Source organism: Leptolyngbya sp. 7M (genome assembly GCF_018128485.1).
The window spans coordinates 1-20,095 of the sequence record NZ_CP070897.1 but is presented as its reverse complement, the minus strand read 5'-3'; the positions used below and the strand labels follow the sequence as shown (position 1 = coordinate 20,095).

17 protein-coding genes are annotated in these 20,095 nt (G+C 49.7%); 6 read left to right on the top strand and 11 right to left on the bottom strand.

The window, feature by feature from the left end; all coding sequences use genetic code 11:
- Positions 1–3 precede the first annotated feature (3 nt).
- From JVX88_RS00085 to JVX88_RS00070, 4 genes are all read right to left on the bottom strand, one after another.
- Positions 4–4,425: an AMP-binding protein gene (locus JVX88_RS00085; RefSeq protein ID WP_211624578.1), complete on the bottom strand. Its 4,422-nt coding sequence runs from the start codon at positions 4,423–4,425 to the stop codon at positions 4–6.
- A 6-nt stretch (positions 4,426–4,431) separates the two neighbouring features.
- Complete coding sequence (locus JVX88_RS00080; protein WP_211624576.1) at positions 4,432–5,955, bottom strand: lactate racemase domain-containing protein; 1,524 nt, start codon at positions 5,953–5,955, stop codon at positions 4,432–4,434.
- 80 nt (positions 5,956–6,035) lie between these two features.
- On the bottom strand, positions 6,036–7,007 hold the full coding sequence (locus tag JVX88_RS00075; protein WP_211624575.1) for a M28 family peptidase: 972 nt from the start codon (positions 7,005–7,007) through the stop codon (positions 6,036–6,038).
- A 27-nt stretch (positions 7,008–7,034) separates the two neighbouring features.
- Positions 7,035–7,709, bottom strand: a complete 675-nt coding sequence (locus tag JVX88_RS00070) for an HAD family hydrolase (protein ID WP_211624573.1) — start codon at positions 7,707–7,709, stop codon at positions 7,035–7,037.
- Positions 7,710–7,764: 55 nt separating this feature from the next.
- Between JVX88_RS00070 and JVX88_RS00065 the strand changes: the two genes are divergently transcribed.
- Both JVX88_RS00065 and coaD read left to right on the top strand, forming a co-directional pair.
- Complete coding sequence (locus JVX88_RS00065; RefSeq protein WP_211624571.1) at positions 7,765–8,586, top strand: tetratricopeptide repeat protein; 822 nt, start codon at positions 7,765–7,767, stop codon at positions 8,584–8,586.
- Positions 8,587–8,795: 209 nt separating this feature from the next.
- Positions 8,796–9,290: a pantetheine-phosphate adenylyltransferase gene (coaD, locus tag JVX88_RS00060; protein WP_211624569.1), complete on the top strand. Its 495-nt coding sequence runs from the start codon at positions 8,796–8,798 to the stop codon at positions 9,288–9,290.
- A 55-nt stretch (positions 9,291–9,345) separates the two neighbouring features.
- On the opposite strand, the gene JVX88_RS00055 is transcribed toward coaD, so the two are convergent.
- Positions 9,346–10,482, bottom strand: a complete 1,137-nt coding sequence (locus tag JVX88_RS00055; RefSeq protein WP_211624567.1) for a citrate synthase — start codon at positions 10,480–10,482, stop codon at positions 9,346–9,348.
- Between the two features lie 202 nt (positions 10,483–10,684).
- On the opposite strand from JVX88_RS00055, the gene JVX88_RS00050 reads away from it, so the two are divergent.
- Entirely contained in the window at positions 10,685–10,858 is a 174-nt protein-coding gene (locus JVX88_RS00050) for a hypothetical protein (protein ID WP_211624565.1), read from the top strand.
- A 28-nt stretch (positions 10,859–10,886) separates the two neighbouring features.
- Here JVX88_RS00050 and JVX88_RS00045 read toward each other — a convergent pair whose 3' ends face one another.
- Positions 10,887–11,453, bottom strand: coding sequence for a sugar transferase (locus JVX88_RS00045; protein WP_211624563.1), 567 nt, complete (start codon positions 11,451–11,453; stop codon positions 10,887–10,889).
- 204 nt (positions 11,454–11,657) lie between these two features.
- The gene (locus tag JVX88_RS00040) at positions 11,658–12,752 is read right to left on the bottom strand and encodes a hypothetical protein (RefSeq protein WP_211624562.1); all 1,095 of its coding nucleotides are present in this window, start codon (positions 12,750–12,752) and stop codon (positions 11,658–11,660) included.
- A gap of 545 nt (positions 12,753–13,297) precedes the next feature.
- Between JVX88_RS00040 and JVX88_RS00035 the strand changes: the two genes are divergently transcribed.
- The 3 genes from JVX88_RS00035 (at position 13,298) to JVX88_RS00025 (ending at position 15,258) form a co-directional block, all read left to right on the top strand.
- Complete coding sequence (locus tag JVX88_RS00035; RefSeq protein WP_211624560.1) at positions 13,298–14,083, top strand: biotin--[acetyl-CoA-carboxylase] ligase; 786 nt, start codon at positions 13,298–13,300, stop codon at positions 14,081–14,083.
- A gap of 69 nt (positions 14,084–14,152) precedes the next feature.
- The gene (locus tag JVX88_RS00030) at positions 14,153–14,485 is read left to right on the top strand and encodes a hypothetical protein (protein WP_211624559.1); all 333 of its coding nucleotides are present in this window, start codon (positions 14,153–14,155) and stop codon (positions 14,483–14,485) included.
- Positions 14,485–15,258: a type III pantothenate kinase gene (locus tag JVX88_RS00025; RefSeq protein ID WP_211624557.1), complete on the top strand. Its 774-nt coding sequence runs from the start codon at positions 14,485–14,487 to the stop codon at positions 15,256–15,258. Before JVX88_RS00030 ends, JVX88_RS00025 begins: the two co-directional genes overlap by 1 nt.
- Before the next feature lie 20 nt (positions 15,259–15,278).
- Here the strand turns inward: JVX88_RS00025 and JVX88_RS00020 are convergent, their stop codons facing one another.
- The 4 genes from JVX88_RS00020 to JVX88_RS00005 all read right to left on the bottom strand — a co-directional run bounded on the left by JVX88_RS00020 (position 15,279) and on the right by JVX88_RS00005 (position 20,052).
- Positions 15,279–16,865, bottom strand: a complete 1,587-nt coding sequence (locus JVX88_RS00020; RefSeq protein WP_211624555.1) for an amidase — start codon at positions 16,863–16,865, stop codon at positions 15,279–15,281.
- Positions 16,862–18,832, bottom strand: coding sequence for a tetratricopeptide repeat protein (locus tag JVX88_RS00015; RefSeq protein WP_211624554.1), 1,971 nt, complete (start codon positions 18,830–18,832; stop codon positions 16,862–16,864). Before JVX88_RS00015 ends, JVX88_RS00020 begins: the two co-directional genes overlap by 4 nt.
- Positions 18,829–19,662: a glycosyltransferase family 2 protein gene (locus JVX88_RS00010; protein WP_211624552.1), complete on the bottom strand. Its 834-nt coding sequence runs from the start codon at positions 19,660–19,662 to the stop codon at positions 18,829–18,831. The genes JVX88_RS00015 and JVX88_RS00010 overlap by 4 nt, the downstream gene beginning before the upstream one ends.
- A 138-nt stretch (positions 19,663–19,800) precedes the next feature.
- The gene (locus JVX88_RS00005) at positions 19,801–20,052 is read right to left on the bottom strand and encodes a hypothetical protein (RefSeq protein ID WP_225931860.1); all 252 of its coding nucleotides are present in this window, start codon (positions 20,050–20,052) and stop codon (positions 19,801–19,803) included.
- Positions 20,053–20,095 lie beyond the last annotated feature (43 nt).

Below are 20,095 nucleotides of genomic sequence, written 5' to 3'. Positions count from 1 at the left end.
ATTTTAATCGTCAATAACCGGCTCCTGTTTTCTCGCTTTTCTACGTTCAGCCTTCCATCCCTTTCGTATCGTAGCAACGTCGAATTTATTCCGCTTGCCATCGCGCAGGTTCTCTACCTCGTGCTGTACACGGGCTGCGATCAGGCGATATGCTTCAGTATTCGGAACGCCGGTGGTCATATCCCGTAGTTCCTCATACGAGAGAAAACGCCCGATCTTTGCCCCGACCTTTGCACCGATACTTTTGCGTTTCGGAATGGTCATTCCCTTCGGATACGCGTCGAAGGTTCCCCACAAGTAGATAGGCAAGATCCCTATCTTTTGGTTAAGTGCAAGATAGCCGATCACGGGCTTAAATTCAGCGATCTCACCAGTCAGACTACGAGTGCCCTCCGGAAAGATAAGGGCATTGTAGCCTTCATTTAAGATGCGGGTTACGTGCCTAAGCGATTGCCGCAAACTACCCGTCCGCTCAATTGGGACCAGCGTCGTAAAATTGTTCATATACGCCCGCTTGTATTTCGTGTCGAACCAGTAGTCCGCAGCTGCAACTGCAACAGTCTGCTCGGCCACATCTTTGCCGAGAGCGCGCTTTACTAGTCCGGTATCAATATGTGAAGCATGATTCGGCGCGACGATAAAGTTAACGTGAGCCGGGACATTGCCTTGGCCTTCGATCGTGGTATCAAGAACCTTCGAATACAGGGTCTCCTGCGCCAGCTCAACGGCCGCATTCCCGATCCGCCGAACAAGTGATGGGATGTAGATGTCCTCGTCGTTCTTCTTTTCTTCGACCTTCGGCTCATCCGCCAGTTTCTTTGACCTGTCAACGCGCTGAACGGCAGTAAGCAATTCCCTGACGCTTTGCACTTCATTTAACGTGTCGGGTGATAGAACGCGTCCACCTGCATCCTCGATAGCTGCCTGCAACTCGACAAACATCAGTGAATCAAAGCCGAGATCGGCCAGTTTGTCATCAGCCGCGACCTCAGAAAGTGGACGGCTTGAAACCGTGGCAACGATCTTCCGGATCCAGAGCATATTGTCGTCACCTTTTGATTCTGCCACTGCCTTCGTCTTCTTACGGTCTCGCTCTTCGAGTGCCAGCAGCATCCCAACAACCTCCGGACGCTTTACCTTCCGCGTTGCTGTGCGTGGCAGTTCAAAGGGCGTTATGTGCATGACCTTGATACGTTTGAAAAAGGGAAGCCCCGCTGCGACCTCACGAAAATGCTCTTCGATCTTTTTGTTCACATCGGCTCGCGAAAGAGCTATGTCGTGCTCATAATCCGGCACTACAAGCGCCGAGATCTTTTCGCCCCCATCTTCATCGGGGAGGCCCACGACGCTGAGTTCTTTGATGAATCCTGATTTGCCGTACAGTTCCTCGATCTCGTCCGGGTATATGTTCTTCCCATTCGAATCAATGATCACGTCTTTTGATCGTCCAACTATGTAAAGATTTCCGTCTTCATCTATCCGGCCAAGATCCCCGGTCCTCAGCCAACGGTCATGGAGCACTGCCTCGGTCGCCTCTTCATTATTGTAATAGCCGAGCATTACATTCTGCCCGCGGGCGAGGACCTCTCCGACGCCATTGTCATCGGGATCGTCGATCTTTACTTCGACACCAGGTAGCGGTTTACCGACGCTTCCCTTCAGCAGTTTATTACCTGGGCGCGCAACGGTAAGCACCGGGGACGATTCGGTAAGTCCGTATCCCTCAAGCACGGTAAAGCCGAGGCCATGAAGATCTTTCTGAATCTTTTCGCTGAGCGCTGAACCGCCCGAGATGAGGTAACGCATCTTACCTCCCATCCCCTTATGAATAGGGAAAAATACTATCGGGCCAAAATTGAATGGTGTGTTATCACGAAGCCATGCATTGAACTCGATCATCGAATCGGCTGCGTCTGCGATCCAATCGCCCCGTTCTCGAAGGCGTGTCTTTATGCGGCGATGAAGCATCTCCCACAATGCCGGCACACCGACCATTCCAGTGACATGACCTTTTTCGATCGCCCGCGAAAGCTCTTCCGCGGTCAGGTCATCAAGATAGGTGATCTGAGTTCCGTTAGAAAACGGCGTTAGAAAACCAGCCGAGAACTCGAACGTGTGATGCATCGGCAGAACAGAAAGAACACCGTCAGTGATGTCCATATCAAGAACCGAAGAGAGCATCGAGACCATGTTCGTAAAATTCTTATGCGATAGCATCACCGCCTTTGGCTTGCCCGTCGTTCCGGAAGTGAAAATGAGAGACGCAACGGCATTGCCCAGCACCTTCGGCGGAAGCAGTGAGAGCCGTTTCGCCTCTTCGAGTTCATCCGGCATGTCGAAAACCTCCCCGAATTCCCAGACCTTGATATCAAGCCCGGCCGCCGACAACCTGTCGGCAAGATCCTGATTCTCATTCGCGAGGCGCGGACTCAACACTATCGCCGTGACCTCGGCCGCATTCGCAAAATTAACGATCTCATCGATCGAACTTGCCGGATCGATCGGCACCACCGTCGCTCCCGCCTTCAGAACCCCAAAATAGGTAATTCCCCATTCGGGCATATTGTGTGAGAAAAGTATGACACGATCTCCGGGCTTGATGCCCCTATCGGCAAAGAATCCGCCGGCCCGAAGAGTCAGCTCACGTATGTCTTCGAATGTATATTGCTCCTTTCTCCCGTTACGTTCTATACGCATCGCAACACGGGTTGCAAACCTTTTTGTCGCGGTATCGAAAAGATCGAGCAGATCCCTGTAAGTATGTGAGCGGCGCTCCTGCATCTTCAGCTCTTCTTCAAGCGTCGGCAGCACCCATTTCTTCATTCCCGGAAAATGGACCTTCAGCCAGTAGTCATACCAATCGAGCTTTTCCGGATACCAGGGCAACAGGTGTTTCTCTTTCTCCTTGACCATCGACATCAAGGCCCGGACGTTGTCCGACCGATAGAGGTATTCATTGTCAACCATGAACGGTTTGAACATCGCGAACGCGTGCATCGTCTCGCTGGTCGTCCGCTTGAATTCTTCTGTCGATTTCTTCAGATCTGAAATGATGTTGCCGATCCGGCCTCCGCCCCAGCGAGGCGTTGCACGGTCCATCAGATCGTCGGCTCGTTTCGCCAGTTTGTTCAACATCGGAGCAGAGGTAAGCTCGTAAGCACGTTGCTTTACCGGCGTCGCCTCGACCATGCCGGCGAGTTTGTTAACAAGCTTGTTTCCGGTTTCTTTTTCTTCAAAATGCTGTCGTTTATACAATCCGACCAGACCGACGATCCGCTTCATATCGTTCGGATTCGAATCACCTGAAGATGCCTGAAACACTAGCGGAGGGTTATCGTCAACCAGTACGTTCATCGCGGCCGCAAGTATCACGCCCGCGACCATATCGACGGGAATGATATCAAGGATCAGCTTCTCATTGACAGGAATTACGGGTTGCCCCTTCAAGGCGATAAGTATAAGTGGAGCAGTGGTGGTAAATCCTTCATTCCATCCTGGAAACGGATAGGAGACCGACGATTCGACTATCGACGGCCGAACCAGCGTTTTAACTATGTCGTCCTGCGAGGCGATTATCTGTTCGGCCAACGATTTCGAATAGGTGTAGATGTTCGTCCAGCCCCAATACTCGGCTCGCTCGGCGCCGAGTTCCGTCGTCCGCTCGCGGATCCACATCTTGCGTTCGCGGAAGATGGCAGACTTTAGTTCAGCTTCATCGTCCGGGTCGCGGCCCTCTTCGATAAAACGCTTGCGTGCTTGCTCGCGAAACTTCGCAGCCTGCACGGCATCGTCGGCTTCCTGTCGTGCCTGCTCGCTAAGACGGGCGCAGTCCTCGACCTCACGATTCACGTCGAACGTCGTCCCGACAAGCTCATTCTTGCGTGGGAAATAGCCGACGACCGGCTCATTCTCCCAGATCGCTCCGCTCCGTTTGCCCGCCACGAAGCAGGTCGAAACGTGAACGACACGCGGTTTTTTCATCATCCGCGCCAGTTTGATGATGTTGTTCGAGCCGACGACGTTCGTTCGAAGTGCGGATTCAAGCGGCGGGTTGAATGTTACGTTTCCGGCACCGTTGATGATGATATCGGTGTCCTTCATTATCTTGGCCGCCTGCTCTTCGAGCATACCAAGAAACTCATTCCCGACGTCGCCATTGACCGGCACGACCTTTTCACGGATGAAATCCTCGAACTTATCCCCGTATTTCTCTCGCAGCGGGTCGAAGGTAGGCGATGTGACGATGCTCGTCCAAAAACGCGTCGTAGATTCGTTCTCATCGCGGGCTCGAACAGTTGCATAACCCTTCCCGACATCGGGGAAATTATGCAGCAGCATCGACAACGTCACCTTCCCGACAAACCCCGTCCCGCCGATAAACAAAATCGTCTTGCCCTTAAAAATTTCAGTTGGTGATAGCTTCATCGCTGATTAATCCGTTACGTTACAAAGCCCGATCATCGGCTGGTGGAGCATCGTTATCTCGGCGTTGCGGCCCATGTAAGAGCGGCCCATTGCGATCGCTTCGGTCAGGTTGTCGGCGCGTTCCCAACCGAGCATTTCGGGCACGTGTGCATTCTCCGCCCCTGCGACGATCACCTTGCCGACGTGCTGGCGGCCGTTCTCGCCCCAGTACCACATAAAGAACGGATGTGCTCCGTGGTACGCGTTGCCTCGGCGATACATTTCGACGTATGCCGGGTTCGACGCAAACTCCCGTTCATACTTTTCACGCAGATAAAAAGCGTCCCGAGATTCCGGCAAGAGCCGGTGGAAAAATTCTATGTACGACGGGTGGAAGTTGTGGTCAAACTCGTCGAAGCACGGATGGGTAATGACCATAACTCCGCCTTTTCTCAATAGCGGCTTGTTCCGGTACATATTGAAGTGATAGCCGAGAGCCATTACCTGGACCAGCAGCGGATTCAAAGCCGAATACACGTTATACGGCGAGATGTCCGGGATTCCCGTAATCATGATGTCGCACTGCCCCTTAACCGGGATCTCATACTGCCGGTAATTCAGCTCAAGTATCTTATCGTGGACCGGCTCGGTCTTGCCGGCGTAGCACCCAATGAGATCATACGCCGCCGGAATAGCGTGCAGCATCTTTCGCCGGGCCGATCGCGGCAGCGGAGAGAATGTTCTCGCCATTGCCTCCCACTTCATCCTGTCCATGAACGAAAATTCGTCCTCGTTCCGCGTCAGGATGTCATAACCCTCCGGGAACATCCGGTTGTTGAGCGCCGTCTCAATGTGAAAAACCTTACATTGCTCATCAACAAGCTTCCCAAGTCTTACGACCTTATGGTTCAGCTCAGATGCCGGCGGGTCCATGTAGGAATGCGAGTCGCGAATGGTCTGCGGCTCGTGGTGCGCTCGCAGGCTTTCATAATCGCAAAGGCCTACTGCAACCGACTTGTGCCCGCCGTCCATCGGGACGAGGTTGATGTTGAGATAGATGAGCAGGTCGCTCTCGATCGCACGCTTATTTACCCGCAGTGGCTCATTGTGCCGCGTATGTCCGATAGTGACGAGGTTGTCATCGTCCTCGGCGTCGTGGTTATAGTAGCGGTCGGGATAGAATTCGTTGAAGATCTTCGATCCGACCATACGCTTCATTTCCCACGCCGTCATCTTACGGTGCAGGCTATTGGCGATGATCAGATGGATATCGTCCACGCCATTCGCCGCACACATATCGAGCACGACCTCGAGCATCGTCTGCCTTAGGTCCGGCAAGGCCATCGGTGGCAGCGGGAGCGAGATATCGTCCATCGCGATCGTAACCCGCATTCCCGGCTCAAGCAGCGCATAAAGCGGCTCCATCTCAAGCGGATGATTCACCGCATATCGGATCGCCGCCTCGCGGTTCGGCAAGCCCTTGATCGGCGGGTTCGGATAGATCACCCGCGTCCCGATCGGGATATCCTCAAGGATAAAATCCTCGCCCATCGGCATGATCCGTGGGGCTGAGTCCTTGTCAATGTACACTATCGATTCGTGCGTTTTTCTGCGTAATTGCAAAGCCATGTTTATTTGTTAACCCTATGCGTGTCCAAACCCCGTATAGTGGAAATGATCGTCTCCACCGCCTTCACATAAAACTCCGGTTGAATATTCTCAAACGTATCCGTCGGACGATGATAGTCTTTATGGTCTTCGACGCCGAAGTAGATGAACGGAATCTTTGCGGCGTGGAATGCGGCATGGTCGGATTGATTCGTCCAATCGTCGCGGCCAAGTTTCGGGTCGTCATGGCCGAGAAGCAGCTTTACTTTTGCGTTTCTTTGCACCTTTTCCAATGCCGGTTTGAACTGCGGATAGTGATACGTCCCGGCGGCGTAAAGCTCGCCCTTTTCATTCCGCGAGAGCATATCCATATTTACATTCAAAAGAATGCTTTCTTTCGGGAACGGTAAATTCGATACAAAGTACCTCGCACCCTGCAAGCCCTTTTCTTCCGCGTCTAAGGCAACAAATATTAACGAATGCTGCGGCTGGTTTTTCTTGAAATACGCTGCGATCGCAAATAAGGCGGCGGTTCCGGAGGCATTGTCGTCGGCACCGTTATATATCTCGCCGTCAGACACACCGACATGATCATAATGCGCCGTTATTACAATATATTTGCCTCTCTTTTTCCTGTCCTTGCCCTCGATCTTACCAACGAAATTGATTCCTTTCAGCGGAGCGGCATTTCGCCTGTTTATCTGAAATTCCTGCTTGTAGCTTCCGCCGATCGGCTGAACGCCTGATTCTTTGAATCTTCTTTCAACAAGATCACGGGCTTTTTGCATTGATGGTCGATCTGCTGAACGACCTTCCATATCGTCTGAAGATAGCTGCCTTACGTCGTCTAACAGTTTGACCGCGTCGAAATACTTCGATGCCGGCTTCCAAACTGTTTCGACACGTTTACCTGTAACTAACTGAGCCGGCACTACTGCAACCACAGCCAGCAAAATCAATCCCAACGATCCCTTTGTTCGTAAATATCTAACCACGATTCAACCTTTAAATGCCTTAGAAAACTACCTCAGATCCAAAACTGCCCAGTCGTGCTGCCTTGCCGTTTGCCTCAGCCTGAAATCTGGGCAAACCGCGACTGGATGTCCGACTATGGAAAGCATCGGCAGATCAGAGATGCTGTCAGAATATGCGTAGCTTTCTGACAGATTTATGTTCTCCCGCTCGGCATACTCGCGTATCCATTTCGCCTTCGTCGCAGACGCCATTACCGGCGGCAAAACGCGGCCGGTCGCATAGCCATTAACAAACTCCAAACGATTCGCGACATAGTCGTCAATACCCAGATAGTCCATCAACCGATCGATAGTAAAATCAAGAGCACCGGTCAATACTACCTGCCGCTGTCCGATCTTCTTTCCTTGCTCTATAAGTTCCATTGTGCCCGGAAAAATTGCCGGCTTGAGCACTTCTTCGAAAAGCTCTTCGGAAAAATAGCGAAGCCTGTCTTGCGAAAATCCTTGATAACTTCGGAAGAAAACTTCATTGAAAACGTTTCGTGAATACAAATCAGTAATGCCGAAAAAGGGCAATTTTACAAGCGTTCCCGCGCTCTTCTTTGCGGTCTGCCACAAGCCCTGTTGACGTGTTGCATAAAAAGCAAGCGTATGTACCAGATTTGTGCTGACCAGCGTACCTTCAAGATCGTAGAATGCTGCTGCACTGCCATTGTTTTTCATAGCGGATTTATGCTACTTTCTTGGCGTCAAAGCCAGGATATAACCCGATAGCGAAATGAATATTAGCATTCTAAAGAGAAATCGTCGCGTATGCACCTATAGAAATTACTTTTTGATTACATTTGTAATTACTTTGTGGACACATTCGGCGTGCTCACTCCGGGCAGAAGCCGATATACCTGTAAGTTCGATCGACAAAACCACCATCGGACCAGCTCTACAAGAGGCTGAAAGACTTTTTGCTAATCGGGAAGACCTCGCCAATCTCAAGGCTGCCGTCAAAACCTTGGCCAGCATTCGCGATCCGGCGGAACGCAGTTTTGAGGTTGAATGGAAATTTGCCAAGTTCAGTTATTTTTTAGGGAAAAGACTCGATGCGTCTTCTGAAGCAGAAGAAATACTCGAGTCCGGAAAGAAGGCGGCCCTGATCGCATCTAAGATCTCACCCGGCCGCCCGGAGGGGCATTTCTGGTATGCTGCTAATCTCGGAGAACTCTCCAGAATGAATCCGATAACAGTCGGAATCAAGTCAGTTGATGATATCCGGGAAGCTCTAAATAGGGTCATCCAAATAGATCCGACGTATCAATCCGCAAGTGCATACGACGCACTCGGACAGTTGGAAATGGAAACCCGCAGTCTTAAAGGGGGAAAAGCTGAAAAAGCGGTCGAATACTTTGAGAAAGGACTCGAATTAAGCAAGGATAATGCAAACATCCGAGCAAATCTCGCCGAAGTATATTTTGCAGTAAAGCGAGACTCCGATGCCCGCACCCAGATCGCTGAGCTCCTTAAAATGACGCCAAACCCGGAATACAAATTCGAACACGACGCTGCGGTTGAAAGAGCAAAACGCCTACTGAAGAATCAGCCATAACTATCGTTCTTCCTGCTTAATATTCTCAGAAACTAGTATTCATCCCGCTCTGAATGTCTTTAGGCACAGAGAATAGAACTAAAGGGACACCTTTGTTGGATAAACACCAGGTTTGGCTCCCTAATCAACCTTCCACACGATCTGGACCGGGCAAATATTCAGAGATCCGTTTTGAGTAATTCTTGTATCAGACTAGAATCACGTAAGTTATGCGACGAGCTATCTTTCCGGGTTCATTTGACCCGCTTACGAACGGACACCTTGATGTGCTGCGACGCAGTTCCCCGCTTTTTGATGAGATCATCGTTGCAGTACTTAACAATCCGGACAAAGCCCCGATGTTCTCTGTTGATGAACGTATCGAAATGATCGGCGAGATAATTCCAACTCTTGATGGAAAAGGCTGCCGCTTCATCGTCGATAGCTTTTCCGGATTGACTGCTGAATTTGCGAAACGAATGAACGCAACAGCCATCGTCCGCGGCATCCGCGCGGTCAGCGATTACGAGTACGAACTCAGGATGGCGTTGATGAACAGAAAATTGGAGCCTTCGATCGAAACGGTCTTTTTTATGGCGGATGAGGCTTACTCCTATGTATCCTCGACCTTGATGAAACAGGTCTTTTTGCTTGGTGGGCGGGTCGATGGGCTTATTCCCAAAAGTGTTGAGGAACGAATGCGTTCCCGACTGCCCGAAAAATAGAAAGCGGTCGAACGCCAACCGTTCGACCGCAACTTTAGATACCTGTCGTGCGAGTCTATCGTTCCGATATCGGCTTATATTTCAGGCCTCTTTCGCCGATGTATTCGGCGCGCGGACGAATAAGTTTATTGTTTTCGTATTGTTCAAGCACGTGTCCCGTCCAACCCGATATACGGCTTACCGCAAAGATCGGGGTGTAAAGATCCAGCGGGATATCCATCAAATAGTAAGTTGAGGCGGAATAGAAATCCACATTCGGATACATTCCTTTCTTCTCATACATCAGTTGTTCGATACGCTGAGACATTTCGAACCATTTCGATTCGCCTTTTCTTTCAGCCATTGTCTTTGAGAACTTACGCAGCCAGGTCGCTCGGGGGTCTTCCGTCCGATAGACTGCGTGACCGATGCCCATTATCTTCTGCTTGTTTGCAAGGGCGTTATCGACAAAAGCATCAACGGCGCTAAGGTCGCCGATCTCAAGAAGCGTCTTCATCACGGCAGTGTTTGCTCCACCATGAAGCGGACCCGCTAGTGCAGCAATGCCGGCAGTGATCGCTCCGTAAACACCTGCAAGCGTTCCAGCAACTACTCGGGTAGTAAACGTTGATGCGTTTAACTCATGATCGGCATGAAGGATCAGTGCAATATCGAACATTCTTGCTTCTTCAGCATCCGGCCGCTCACCGCGGAGCATATAAAGAAAGTTTTCCGCAATGCTGAGGGAACTGTCCGGTTTGACGACATCCTTGCCATTACGTATGCGATCCCAGGCAGCGGCGATGGTTCCGATCTGGCCGGTTATACGCGTAGCTGTGCGTGTTGAGCTTTCGCGGTCGGTCTTATGTCCATCCTTATCAAAGAAATCCAGTGTGGAGACCGCAGTCCTCAGCACATCCATCGGATCAGCATCCTTGGGAAACTGCTTCATCAGTTCAATCACCTGCGCGGGGATACCGTAATTCGAGCGCAGTTGCTCTGTGTGGGCATCTAGCTCCGACTGTGTCGGCAGCCGTCCATTCCAAAGAAGATAAACCACCTCTTCAAAAGTTGAGTGTTCGGCGAGGTCGTGAATATCATAGCCCTGATAAATCAAAACTCCCTTTTCACCATCAACATCTCCGATCTTGCTTTGTGCGGCGACAACGCCTCTCAAACCTGCCGCGGCTGTCGATTCAGTTCCTGTGCTCATATATGATCCTTGTTAAATTATCTCTATGTGGTCTAACGTTTTAGATTACCAAAGGGCCGGAAAAGTTACAAACAATCGTTCGTTTGCAAACTTAGGTGCGATCTTGTTCGTACGATCAAGACTGGCCGCCGACCATATTATCTGCGTATTCGCTATGTGCTCGGCGGGTAGTTTCACAAAAATTAAGGAGACACTCTCGAATATGTTCATTAAAGCAGGTCCGTATACTATTAATACGGATAACGTCTCTCAGGTAACTAAGCACGGCGAAGACGAGGATGTTTTAGTCACATGCGTCGGAAGCGAAACGCTCAGCTTGCGAGGTGAGGCCGCGGAGTACTTCATCAGAGCGTTGACGCGAACGGCAGGGCTCTGATCCTCAGCTCTCAAAAAATTGCATTTATCTAATATACCGGCGGTCGACGCGTAAGCACCGGAAACGTCCGAAGGATTATCTTTAGATCCATTAGTAGAGAAACATTCTCTGCGTAATGGGTATCGTATTCGGCTTTCTCCGTTTCAGGCATATGGTCATAGCCGTTTATCTGCGCGAGACCTGTAATGCCGGGCAGGCACCGATCTGCCCCGCTTTTCTTCCTCATCAGACACAGTTCAGTTTGCGATGGTATCGGAGGCCGCGGCCCAACGATGCTCATATCCCCTTTCAAAACATTGAATAGTTGGGGCAATTCATCGATGTTGGTTCGGCGTATGAAACGGCCAACCTGTGTGATCTTGACATCGGATGCAAATGCTGATGGCAGATTTGGCGTGTCCATCGGCATACTCCTGAACTTGTAAACTGTGAACTCACTGCTGTTCTTCCCGATCCGCGTCTGCCGAAACAAAATGTTGCCCCCGTCCTCGATCTTTATCAGAATGGCAACGACGATCATCAACGGCCCGAGAATGATCAAGCCCACGAGCGACGCAACTATGTCGAAAATTCGCTTTACCACGGAAGCATACATACACAAGAGATCAGATGAAACCTTAATGTCTTTGTTCCTCCAATTTTACCCACTCAATATGCGCCAATCAAAATTCAATATCTGCGAGACAAAAGATCCACGGCGGTTCGGATCGCAAAGGAGACGAATGCGTCCGATGGCCGCCGTGGACCGATGGTGAGAACGGTGCGATAGGCCACAACCGCTCAAAAATCATTTCGCGAATTAACGGATCTTGGTTTCGTACGTTGCTCGGATCTTTAATTGTTGGTTTCGATTCAGCCGAATGTGCTTACCTCTTTCAACCATCGAGGCACCCACTCCATAAGCCGCCCCAACCCCGGCACCTATAGCCGCGCCAACCGGGCCGCCCGCGATTGCTCCTATCCCTAGCCCGACACCTGTCGCGGCTCCTATACGAACGCTATCGTCCTTAACGGAGCTTTTCCCTATCGCTGTGCCCTCATTATCAACGCTACGGACATTGTCTCCACGGACCGGCAACACTTCGGTAAGGATCCCGCCAAAATTGCTCCAACGGTCTCGGTTTAGGACAATACGGTCAAAAGCCAAGTCTATCTGTGAACGCCTCTTCAGCCTGCCGGGCTTCTGGATCCGCTCGATGCGGCCCTCGATCGTCGCACCTGCTATCTCGATCGGAGAAACGACCTTGGCTGTGAAACGATCACCATCCCGACTCGATTCGGTGCTCATATCCTCTTCCAGTTCAATAATTAACTCTGTGTCACGGGGAATGATTATTATCGGATCATCGCTTGGAATATAGCTGGCCTTCATCAAGATCGGCGCAGGTTTCGCATTGTTTACGGCCGGGGCAGGTTCATCGGTAGCCTCTACGTCCGCTATGACCGGCTCGGGCTTAGTTTCCGCTGTATCTGATTTTACAAATGTCTCGGCAACTTTGACGACCTCTGCGTTATTCGGTGCTTCAGTTGATGCCATGGCCGCAATCACCGTCTCAGCGTCTTTACTAGCTTCGGTGGCCGCAAGCCCTTTTTTTGCAAGATTTTGTGGAACTGTCGAATCGAAGGCAAGCTTCTCAAAACCGGTAGAGTATCCGACGCTGAATCCCTGTCTGTAGCCGTCGCGATAGTCTTCCATTGAGCCAAATTCACGGCTATAAGCTCGGTCCGCATCCGTGAACTCTTTGTGACGGGAGGCATTCTTTGCGAGATTGTCTATAGAATCTCTGTAACCTGCCATATATCCATCGGAATACCCCGTCCGATATCCTCGCTGGAGTGCGATCCGCGAATCTTGGCCCGCCGCATCGGTAACAGCAAGCGAAATAAACGACATAAAAGTAAGAGAAAAACTGAGCGCGGCAGCTAATGATATTCGGGTTAGCCTCATAAAGCCTCCTTAAATTCTAGGTGGATTTCTTTGAAACGTAGCGTCCTCTATGGTTTATACAGGATTACTTAATAAATTACAAGAAGTTTTTTCCACCAGAATGTCATATGTTATAAAGATCTCTCTAGTGCTACCTTAGGCAGAAGTCTATTTTCATTGGCTCCGCATAGACTGAGCTAAAAAAACCTAGAAAGGCAAGACGAGAACTGAGCCTATTTATTTATCTATTTTCAAGAAGAGATTTTTAGTATCAGGCAATTTTGCGTGCAAAATTTTTATGTGAACATTTGATTTTCAACTTCTCATTTGTGTCCAACATCTGATCAATATCGCACTTTACCTGATATATACTGCTCATGGTTTTTGGTAGTGGCTCTTGAATACATTACACACTGATTGTTTTTCCGTTAGTCATATTTATTCGATCTGTTTGTTTTCCGGATAATCCATTTGCAGATCATAATGTTTCAGCCCGGCTCTGCAGTTTTTATATGAATATACAACTTGTTTTCTTCGACACGATCGATTCGACCAATACTGAGGCTCTTCGGCAGGCTCGCAGTGGTGTAGGGGAAGGTCTGTGCATAGTTGCCCGGCAACAGACGGCGGGACGTGGCCGCCATGGGCGCGTATGGATATCAGAAAATGGAGCCGGGCTTTATTTCAGCATTGTGCTGCGTCCCCGGATCGCACCAAGACTGCTTCCTCTTATCACGTTGATGTCAGGTGTTGCAGTGTACGATACACTAAAAGACTTCCGTCTTTCTCCGGATATAAAATGGGTCAACGACATCCTTATAAATGAAAGGAAAATAAGTGGCATCCTGGCAGAGACAACGGAAACTGACAAAGGGCTTGCGGTTATTGTCGGTATCGGAATAAACATTCGCAAGTCAAACTTTCCGCCCGAGATAGCAGCTATCGCAACCTCGATCGAGGACGAAACGTCGCAATCGGGCAACAATGCGTCTTCGGTACCTACGCCAGAACAGCTTGCGCAGGTCTTATCGAATTACCTCGTGCATTATTACGAATTGCTTGAAGGAGGCAACTCTGCGAAATTGATCTCTGAATGGTGCCGGCGTTCAACTTACGCCTCAGGTAAGAATGTCCGTATCATTTCGGGAAATGAAGTTATTGAGGGAATAACTGATGGCTTAGAAGATATCGGTGCACTGAGATTAAAGAAAGCTGATGGCAAGATCGCGATAATTCACGCTGGCGATGTTGAGCAGCTCAGATCAAATGAGTATGGGAAAATTGGTCGAGCCTCTTAGTCGATCAATGCCCCTACACCCGCCGATTGAACTTTGCTAAAATACCGTGTAGCGTAATGATTTAGCTATATGAACGAACCATTTGATAATGATCCGGACCTCGATCTCGACGAAGACAAATGGGCAGATGAATTTGCCGCCTTTGAAGACTTCGACACTGAAAACGATAATGTGCGGCTTCGCACGGCAATTCTGCAGAAGGAGAATATGGTGGCGCTGCTATGTATAAAGAGCGCACCGGTCGGAGCTGCGATCTGTCGGGTAGATCCGCGTGAGCCGCTCCCTGCTGTTCAGCTTTATGATGATCCGCATGCGGCCTTGCACTGGTTCACACGTAGTCTGAGAACAAGTAAAGTAAACGGTTGGAATGTGGTTTACGACGGCCTCCCGCTTGAGGGCTAATGCTTCTTGCCATAGACATCGGCAATTCGCTAATAAAATTCGGCATCTACGAAGGTTCGTCCCTAGTCAATCGTTTCACCATTACGACCAACCTGAACTATACTGCCGACGAACTGGCATTTGACCGGTTCCACGTACTCGACGACGAATTCATCCTTTTGAAATTCGATTCAGCATATGTCGCCTCTGTTGTGCCGCCGCTCAACTGGGTAATAGCGGAACTTTGCCTGCGGCTTTTTCGTTTAAGCCCGGTATTTGTTCATGGCGGTTTCGATCTTGGGATGAAGGTCGCCTATAAGGATCCGACATCGCTCGGTGCGGACCGATTCGTAAGCGCCTTCGCTGCGCGGCAACGATACGGAAAACCTGTCGTGATCTGTAGCCTCGGAACCGCTACAACGATTGACGTTGTCGATGAAAAGGGCACATTTCGAGGTGGAATGATCCTGCCGGGGATGGGCACTATGTCTGATTCGCTGAACAGAAAAACCGCAAAACTACCTGCTGTACGGATCGAAAAGCCCGCTCTCCTGATCGGCAGTTCAACAGAAACTGCTATCGCCTCAGGTATTTTCTATGGAAATATCGCAATGCTTGAAGGACTGGTGCGCCGTATCAAGGACGAGACCGGTTTACACCACGCCCCGGTTGTGGCAACTGGTGGCTTTGCTCCTCTGATCGCAGAGAATACAGATATATTTACGGATTTTTACGAAAACCTTGTGCTTGATGGACTACAAATGATCGCGGAACACGACCAAAGCCGCAGATAGACAGAATAGCGAACTGCTGCTCATTCGTATGTCGGCAACATTTTTGGACGCCGCCGCACTTTAGTTTGTTGTTCAAATGAATACGCGATCTCGATAAGCTTCGCCTCACTCCAAGCCTTTCCGAAAAATGATATGCCTATAGGCAGTTCGCGTGCGAAACCTGCCGGAACAGTGATATTAGGGTAACCCGCAACGGCAGCAAGCGAAGAACTGGAAACATAACCGCTTCCGCAATCCCCATTTACCGTGTCGATCATCCAGGTCGGTGCATTGGAAGGAGCAACCAGGGCATCAAGCCGCTCTTTATTCATCACGCCGTCTATCCCTTCAGACCGAGTTAGCCGTATGCAAAGTTCACGGGCATCTTTGTATTCCTTTGATGTCAGCGGTCCTTTTTTGGCAGCGGCCTCAAAAATACCTTGCCCAAAATACGGCATCTGCCGGTTTGCATTGTCTTCGTTGAATCGGATCAGATCCTCGAGCGTGCGATGGTCGCCCCCTCGCTCAGCAAGATAGGTCTCAAGGTCCGTTTTGAACTCATAAAGCAAGACCTCAAATTCCGCAGCGCCGAACTTACCAATTGAATCTATCCGGACGTCAATTATCTCGGCACCCGCCTTTCGCAGGACATCAAGAGATGCCTCCATCACGCGATCCACCTCCTTTCGGCGTCCCCAATAGTTGCGAACGGCCCCTAATCTGACTCCCTTTAACCCGTCCGCAAGAAGATGCTTTGTATAGTCGATAGGCTCACGCCGTTTTTCACTTGTGACTTTATCATCTGGGTCAGCGGCATTGAGCACTGTTAACAGAACAGCTGCATCCGCTACGGATCGTGTCATTGGCCCGGCAGTATCCTGGGAATGGGCGATAGGTATGATACCGAATCGCGATACCATGCCGATCGTAGGCTTCAGGCCGACAATGCCGCAGACCGATGACGGACAAACTATCGAACCATCGGTTTCTGTTCCAATGCCGACCGCCGCAAAGTCTGCTGCTATCGCTGCCGCCGTTCCCGAAGAAGATCCGCAGGGATTGCGGTCAAGTATGTACGGATTTCGAGTCTGCCCGCCGCGAGCTGACCAGCCGCTTATTGAATCGTTATCACGGAAATTCGCCCATTCGCTCAAATTTGTTTTCGCTAGGATGACGCCGCCAGCTTCGCGAATGCGCCTGACGATAAATGCATCTTTTTTTGGTGTTGGTGCATTAAGCAAAGCAAGACTTCCGGCAGTCGTCTTCATTTTGTCGGCAGTGTCAACGTTATCCTTTATAACCACTGGTATCCCGTGTAGAGGACCGCGAACCTTTCCTTCCCTTCTTTCACGGTCCATCTGCTCAGCAATACTGAGAGCGTCCGGATTCAATTCAATGATCGAATTGATCTGTTTGTCTAAAGACTCGATGCGCCGAAGATAAGCTTCCACGATACCCTTTGCCGAGGCTTCGCCGCTGGTCATCATCGATTGAAGTTCCACTATGCTCTTTTCTTCAATATCTATGGGAGACATAGTCGCGGCTGAATAACCTCTACCGGCTGCGACAAATCCTAGCCCAACCGCACTAATACCATACAGAAACTCACGACGATCGATCTCTTTCATTTTCCACCTCTCAACTTCCTAATATTCTCTTTTGCCTCAGCATTTGTAGGATCAACCTTCATTGCTGTCTCAAATCTTTCAAGTGCTAGAGTTTTCTCGCCAAGACCTTCAAGGATCTTTCCGGCCAGTATCTTTATATTTGGATCATCTGGCTTGATCTTTTCAGCGATGCTTACATCTTCTCTTGCGGACGTCAGATCGCCTGAAACATACAGCACTTTAGCAAGTTTGTATCTTGCATCAGCATTCTCGGGATCCAAATACAGAAGCCGCCTAAGGGCGTCTGCAGCTTTACCGTGATCCGACATTAAAGTGAATTGATTAGCAAGCTGAGTCAACGCAGCAGCAAAAGCATTGGCCGACAGATCACCCCGATTCAACGCTGCTGCCCTAGCAAGTGAGTTTTCAGCTGCTATCGGGTCCTGTTTCATAAGCTGGGCCGTTGCCAGATTAAAATGACCGAAGGCATCGTAAGGAACCCACCGAAGGTATTTTTCAAAATTGGATTTCGCCTCATCGATATCACCGGCTTTTAGCGAGACGATTCCCATGGTGTTATAAAGCAAAGGGAACATTTCAGCATACTGCATAGAATCACTGCATACTCCTTTGGCCTCATCGATACGATCCTGGTCGACAAGAAGAAAGCACAGATTGTTGGCTGCAAGCACGTGTTTTTTACTTATCGAAAGGGAGTGTCGGTAAATCGTTTCGCTGTTCTTCCAATGGCCCACTTGACGATAGCTGATGAATGCGAATATGGGCGCGGCAGTCAAAACCAACATTGCAAAAGCAGTTACTCCGAATTTGACTCTTGCGAGTATGGATCGAAGTGTCCAAACAAGCATCAAAAACAACCCGAGATATGGAATGTACGTATATCGGTCTGCCATCGACTGATAACCAACCTGGACCAAACCGATAACTGGCACCAGGGTGCCCAGAAAGAACAGCCAGCCAATGATCAGATATGTATGCCGCTTAGCCAACAATATCGACAAGACCGTAATGATCAACAATACCGCTGCCGATCCGATAACTTCCGCGATACCTATCTCCGCAGTATATGGATAACCGAGTTGAAGATTTACCGGATAAAACATCTTGCCGATATAAGCAACATAAGAAACGACCGCGTTCTCTATCCGGATCGAAAGCGGCAACCCGTCGAGCGATTGAACGGCACCGCCGGATCTTTGCGCAACAAATGTTACCCACGACGATGCCGCGGACAACACGAACATCGGGATCTTCTCGTATATGAGCGGTAGAAGGTCCTGCTTGCCTCTAAACCTTCCCAACGGCCATACATCCAAGAGCAACAGCACAAATGGGAACGTTACGAGCATTGGCTTCGCCATAAGCCCTAAAGCAAAAAGGAATACCACCAGCCAATACCTTCGATCCGAATAAAAAGGCGTCTGCTTTTCTCCTTTACCACCCAAGCAGACGAATCTTTGATATGCGAGCAGAGCAAGGAGAAAAAACATCGTGCTGAGAAGGTCTTTTCGTTCAGAGATCCAAGCAACCGATTCAACGTGCATCGGGTGTACGGCAAAAAGCATTGAGGCCGCAGCGGCCGGCAAGCTTTCGCCGGTAAGTATTTTGAATACTGTATAGACCAGAACGGAATTGAGCAGATGGAAAAGTACATTAACGGCATGATGCGCCCCTGGAGCGGTTCCGAAAAGCTCTATATCGATCATGTGTGAGATCCACGTCAACGGATGCCAGTTCGCAGAGTGAAATGCGGTGAATGCCCATTTGATGTTCTCGATTGACAGTCCGCTCAATACCGCCTGATTCTCATATACATAAAGGTCGTCATCAAGGCTAATGAAATCGAAACGAGTTGTTTGAAAATATATGCCTAGGACGGCAATGCATAAAAGAGCTAATATGGTGATCTCCGCCCATTGGTGTTCAAACCTACTATTTGTTTCTGCTTTCGATGTGTCTCGATTCATTCAACGGTCTCTGCGTATTTTGATCTGGTGTTCTGTGATTTATCCGACATATCAAGAGGGTGATAATAAGGTGGCAATTCCGAGAATGTTACATTTTGGAATAACTTAGAACGTTTGATCCGCATCCGGCCCAGCCTGTATGACAAGGACGTTGCCAACACCCCTAGGCCATATTGTATGGACCTCGGGAAGTTAATTGACGATGCCTCTTCGAAATAGCGTGTTGGGGTTGAGATCTCTCCTATCCGGAAGCCAAAATATACCGTCTGAGCAAGTATCTGATTATCAAAAACAAAATCGTCGGAATTAGAATCGATCGGGAGAGCCCTCAAAACGTCCGAGGCAAAAGCTCTAAAACCTGTGTGATACTCAGAGAGTTTCTGCCCCATCAAGATATTCTGGAAAAGTGTTAGGCAGCGATTAGCAACATATTTGTAAAGCGGCATTCCCCCCTTCAAAGCCCCGTTACCGAGTATGCGCGATCCGATCACCACATCATATTCGCCATATGCGATCATCCCTGCCATAGGCACTATCAACTTCGGTGAATATTGATAGTCGGGATGAACCATTACCACAATGTCTGCTCCAAGTCTAAGAGCCTCCCGATAACAGGTCTTTTGATTCCGGCCATAACCGAAATTTCCGTCATGAAGGAATACTTTGAGTCCGAGCCGACGGGCCACATCTACCGTTGCGTCTGAACTGGCGTCATCGACCAGAATTATCTCATCAACAATGTCGCGCGGGATCTCAACAACTGTCCGCTCAAGAGTTGCGGCAGCATTGAACGACGGCATTACGACCACGATCTTTTTACCGCTCAACATAAATAAATCTGTCTGAACTCTCGTAAATGTTAGCGCGCCGATCTGCTCGGTCAAATGCTGATCGAATGCAGGTCCGTAATAGCATGAGAAGCGCCTAAAACGTTGAATATCATTTCGCCGGAAAATGCAAGACCCGAGTTATTTGATCGGTGCCCTTAAGATCATCTCAGAACATTCGCTTGCAAGCTTCGCAGCGGTTGCATTTGAGTTCTTTAGTTGTGCTACCTGTCTTAATGCCTCTCCAGTGCGAGAAAGTAACCGCACCAGATCGCCCTCTTCCGCCTGTGTCTTATTGACCAGCGAGGACCACGTATTTCCGCGAGCCCAAAACTCCGCGGCAGCGGCCGCTGAAAGATTCAATTCATCGGCTGGTTCCACACCAAAACGCATCTCGATGCGTGAAACCTCGAAAATCGTTTCTTCGAGTTCCGCG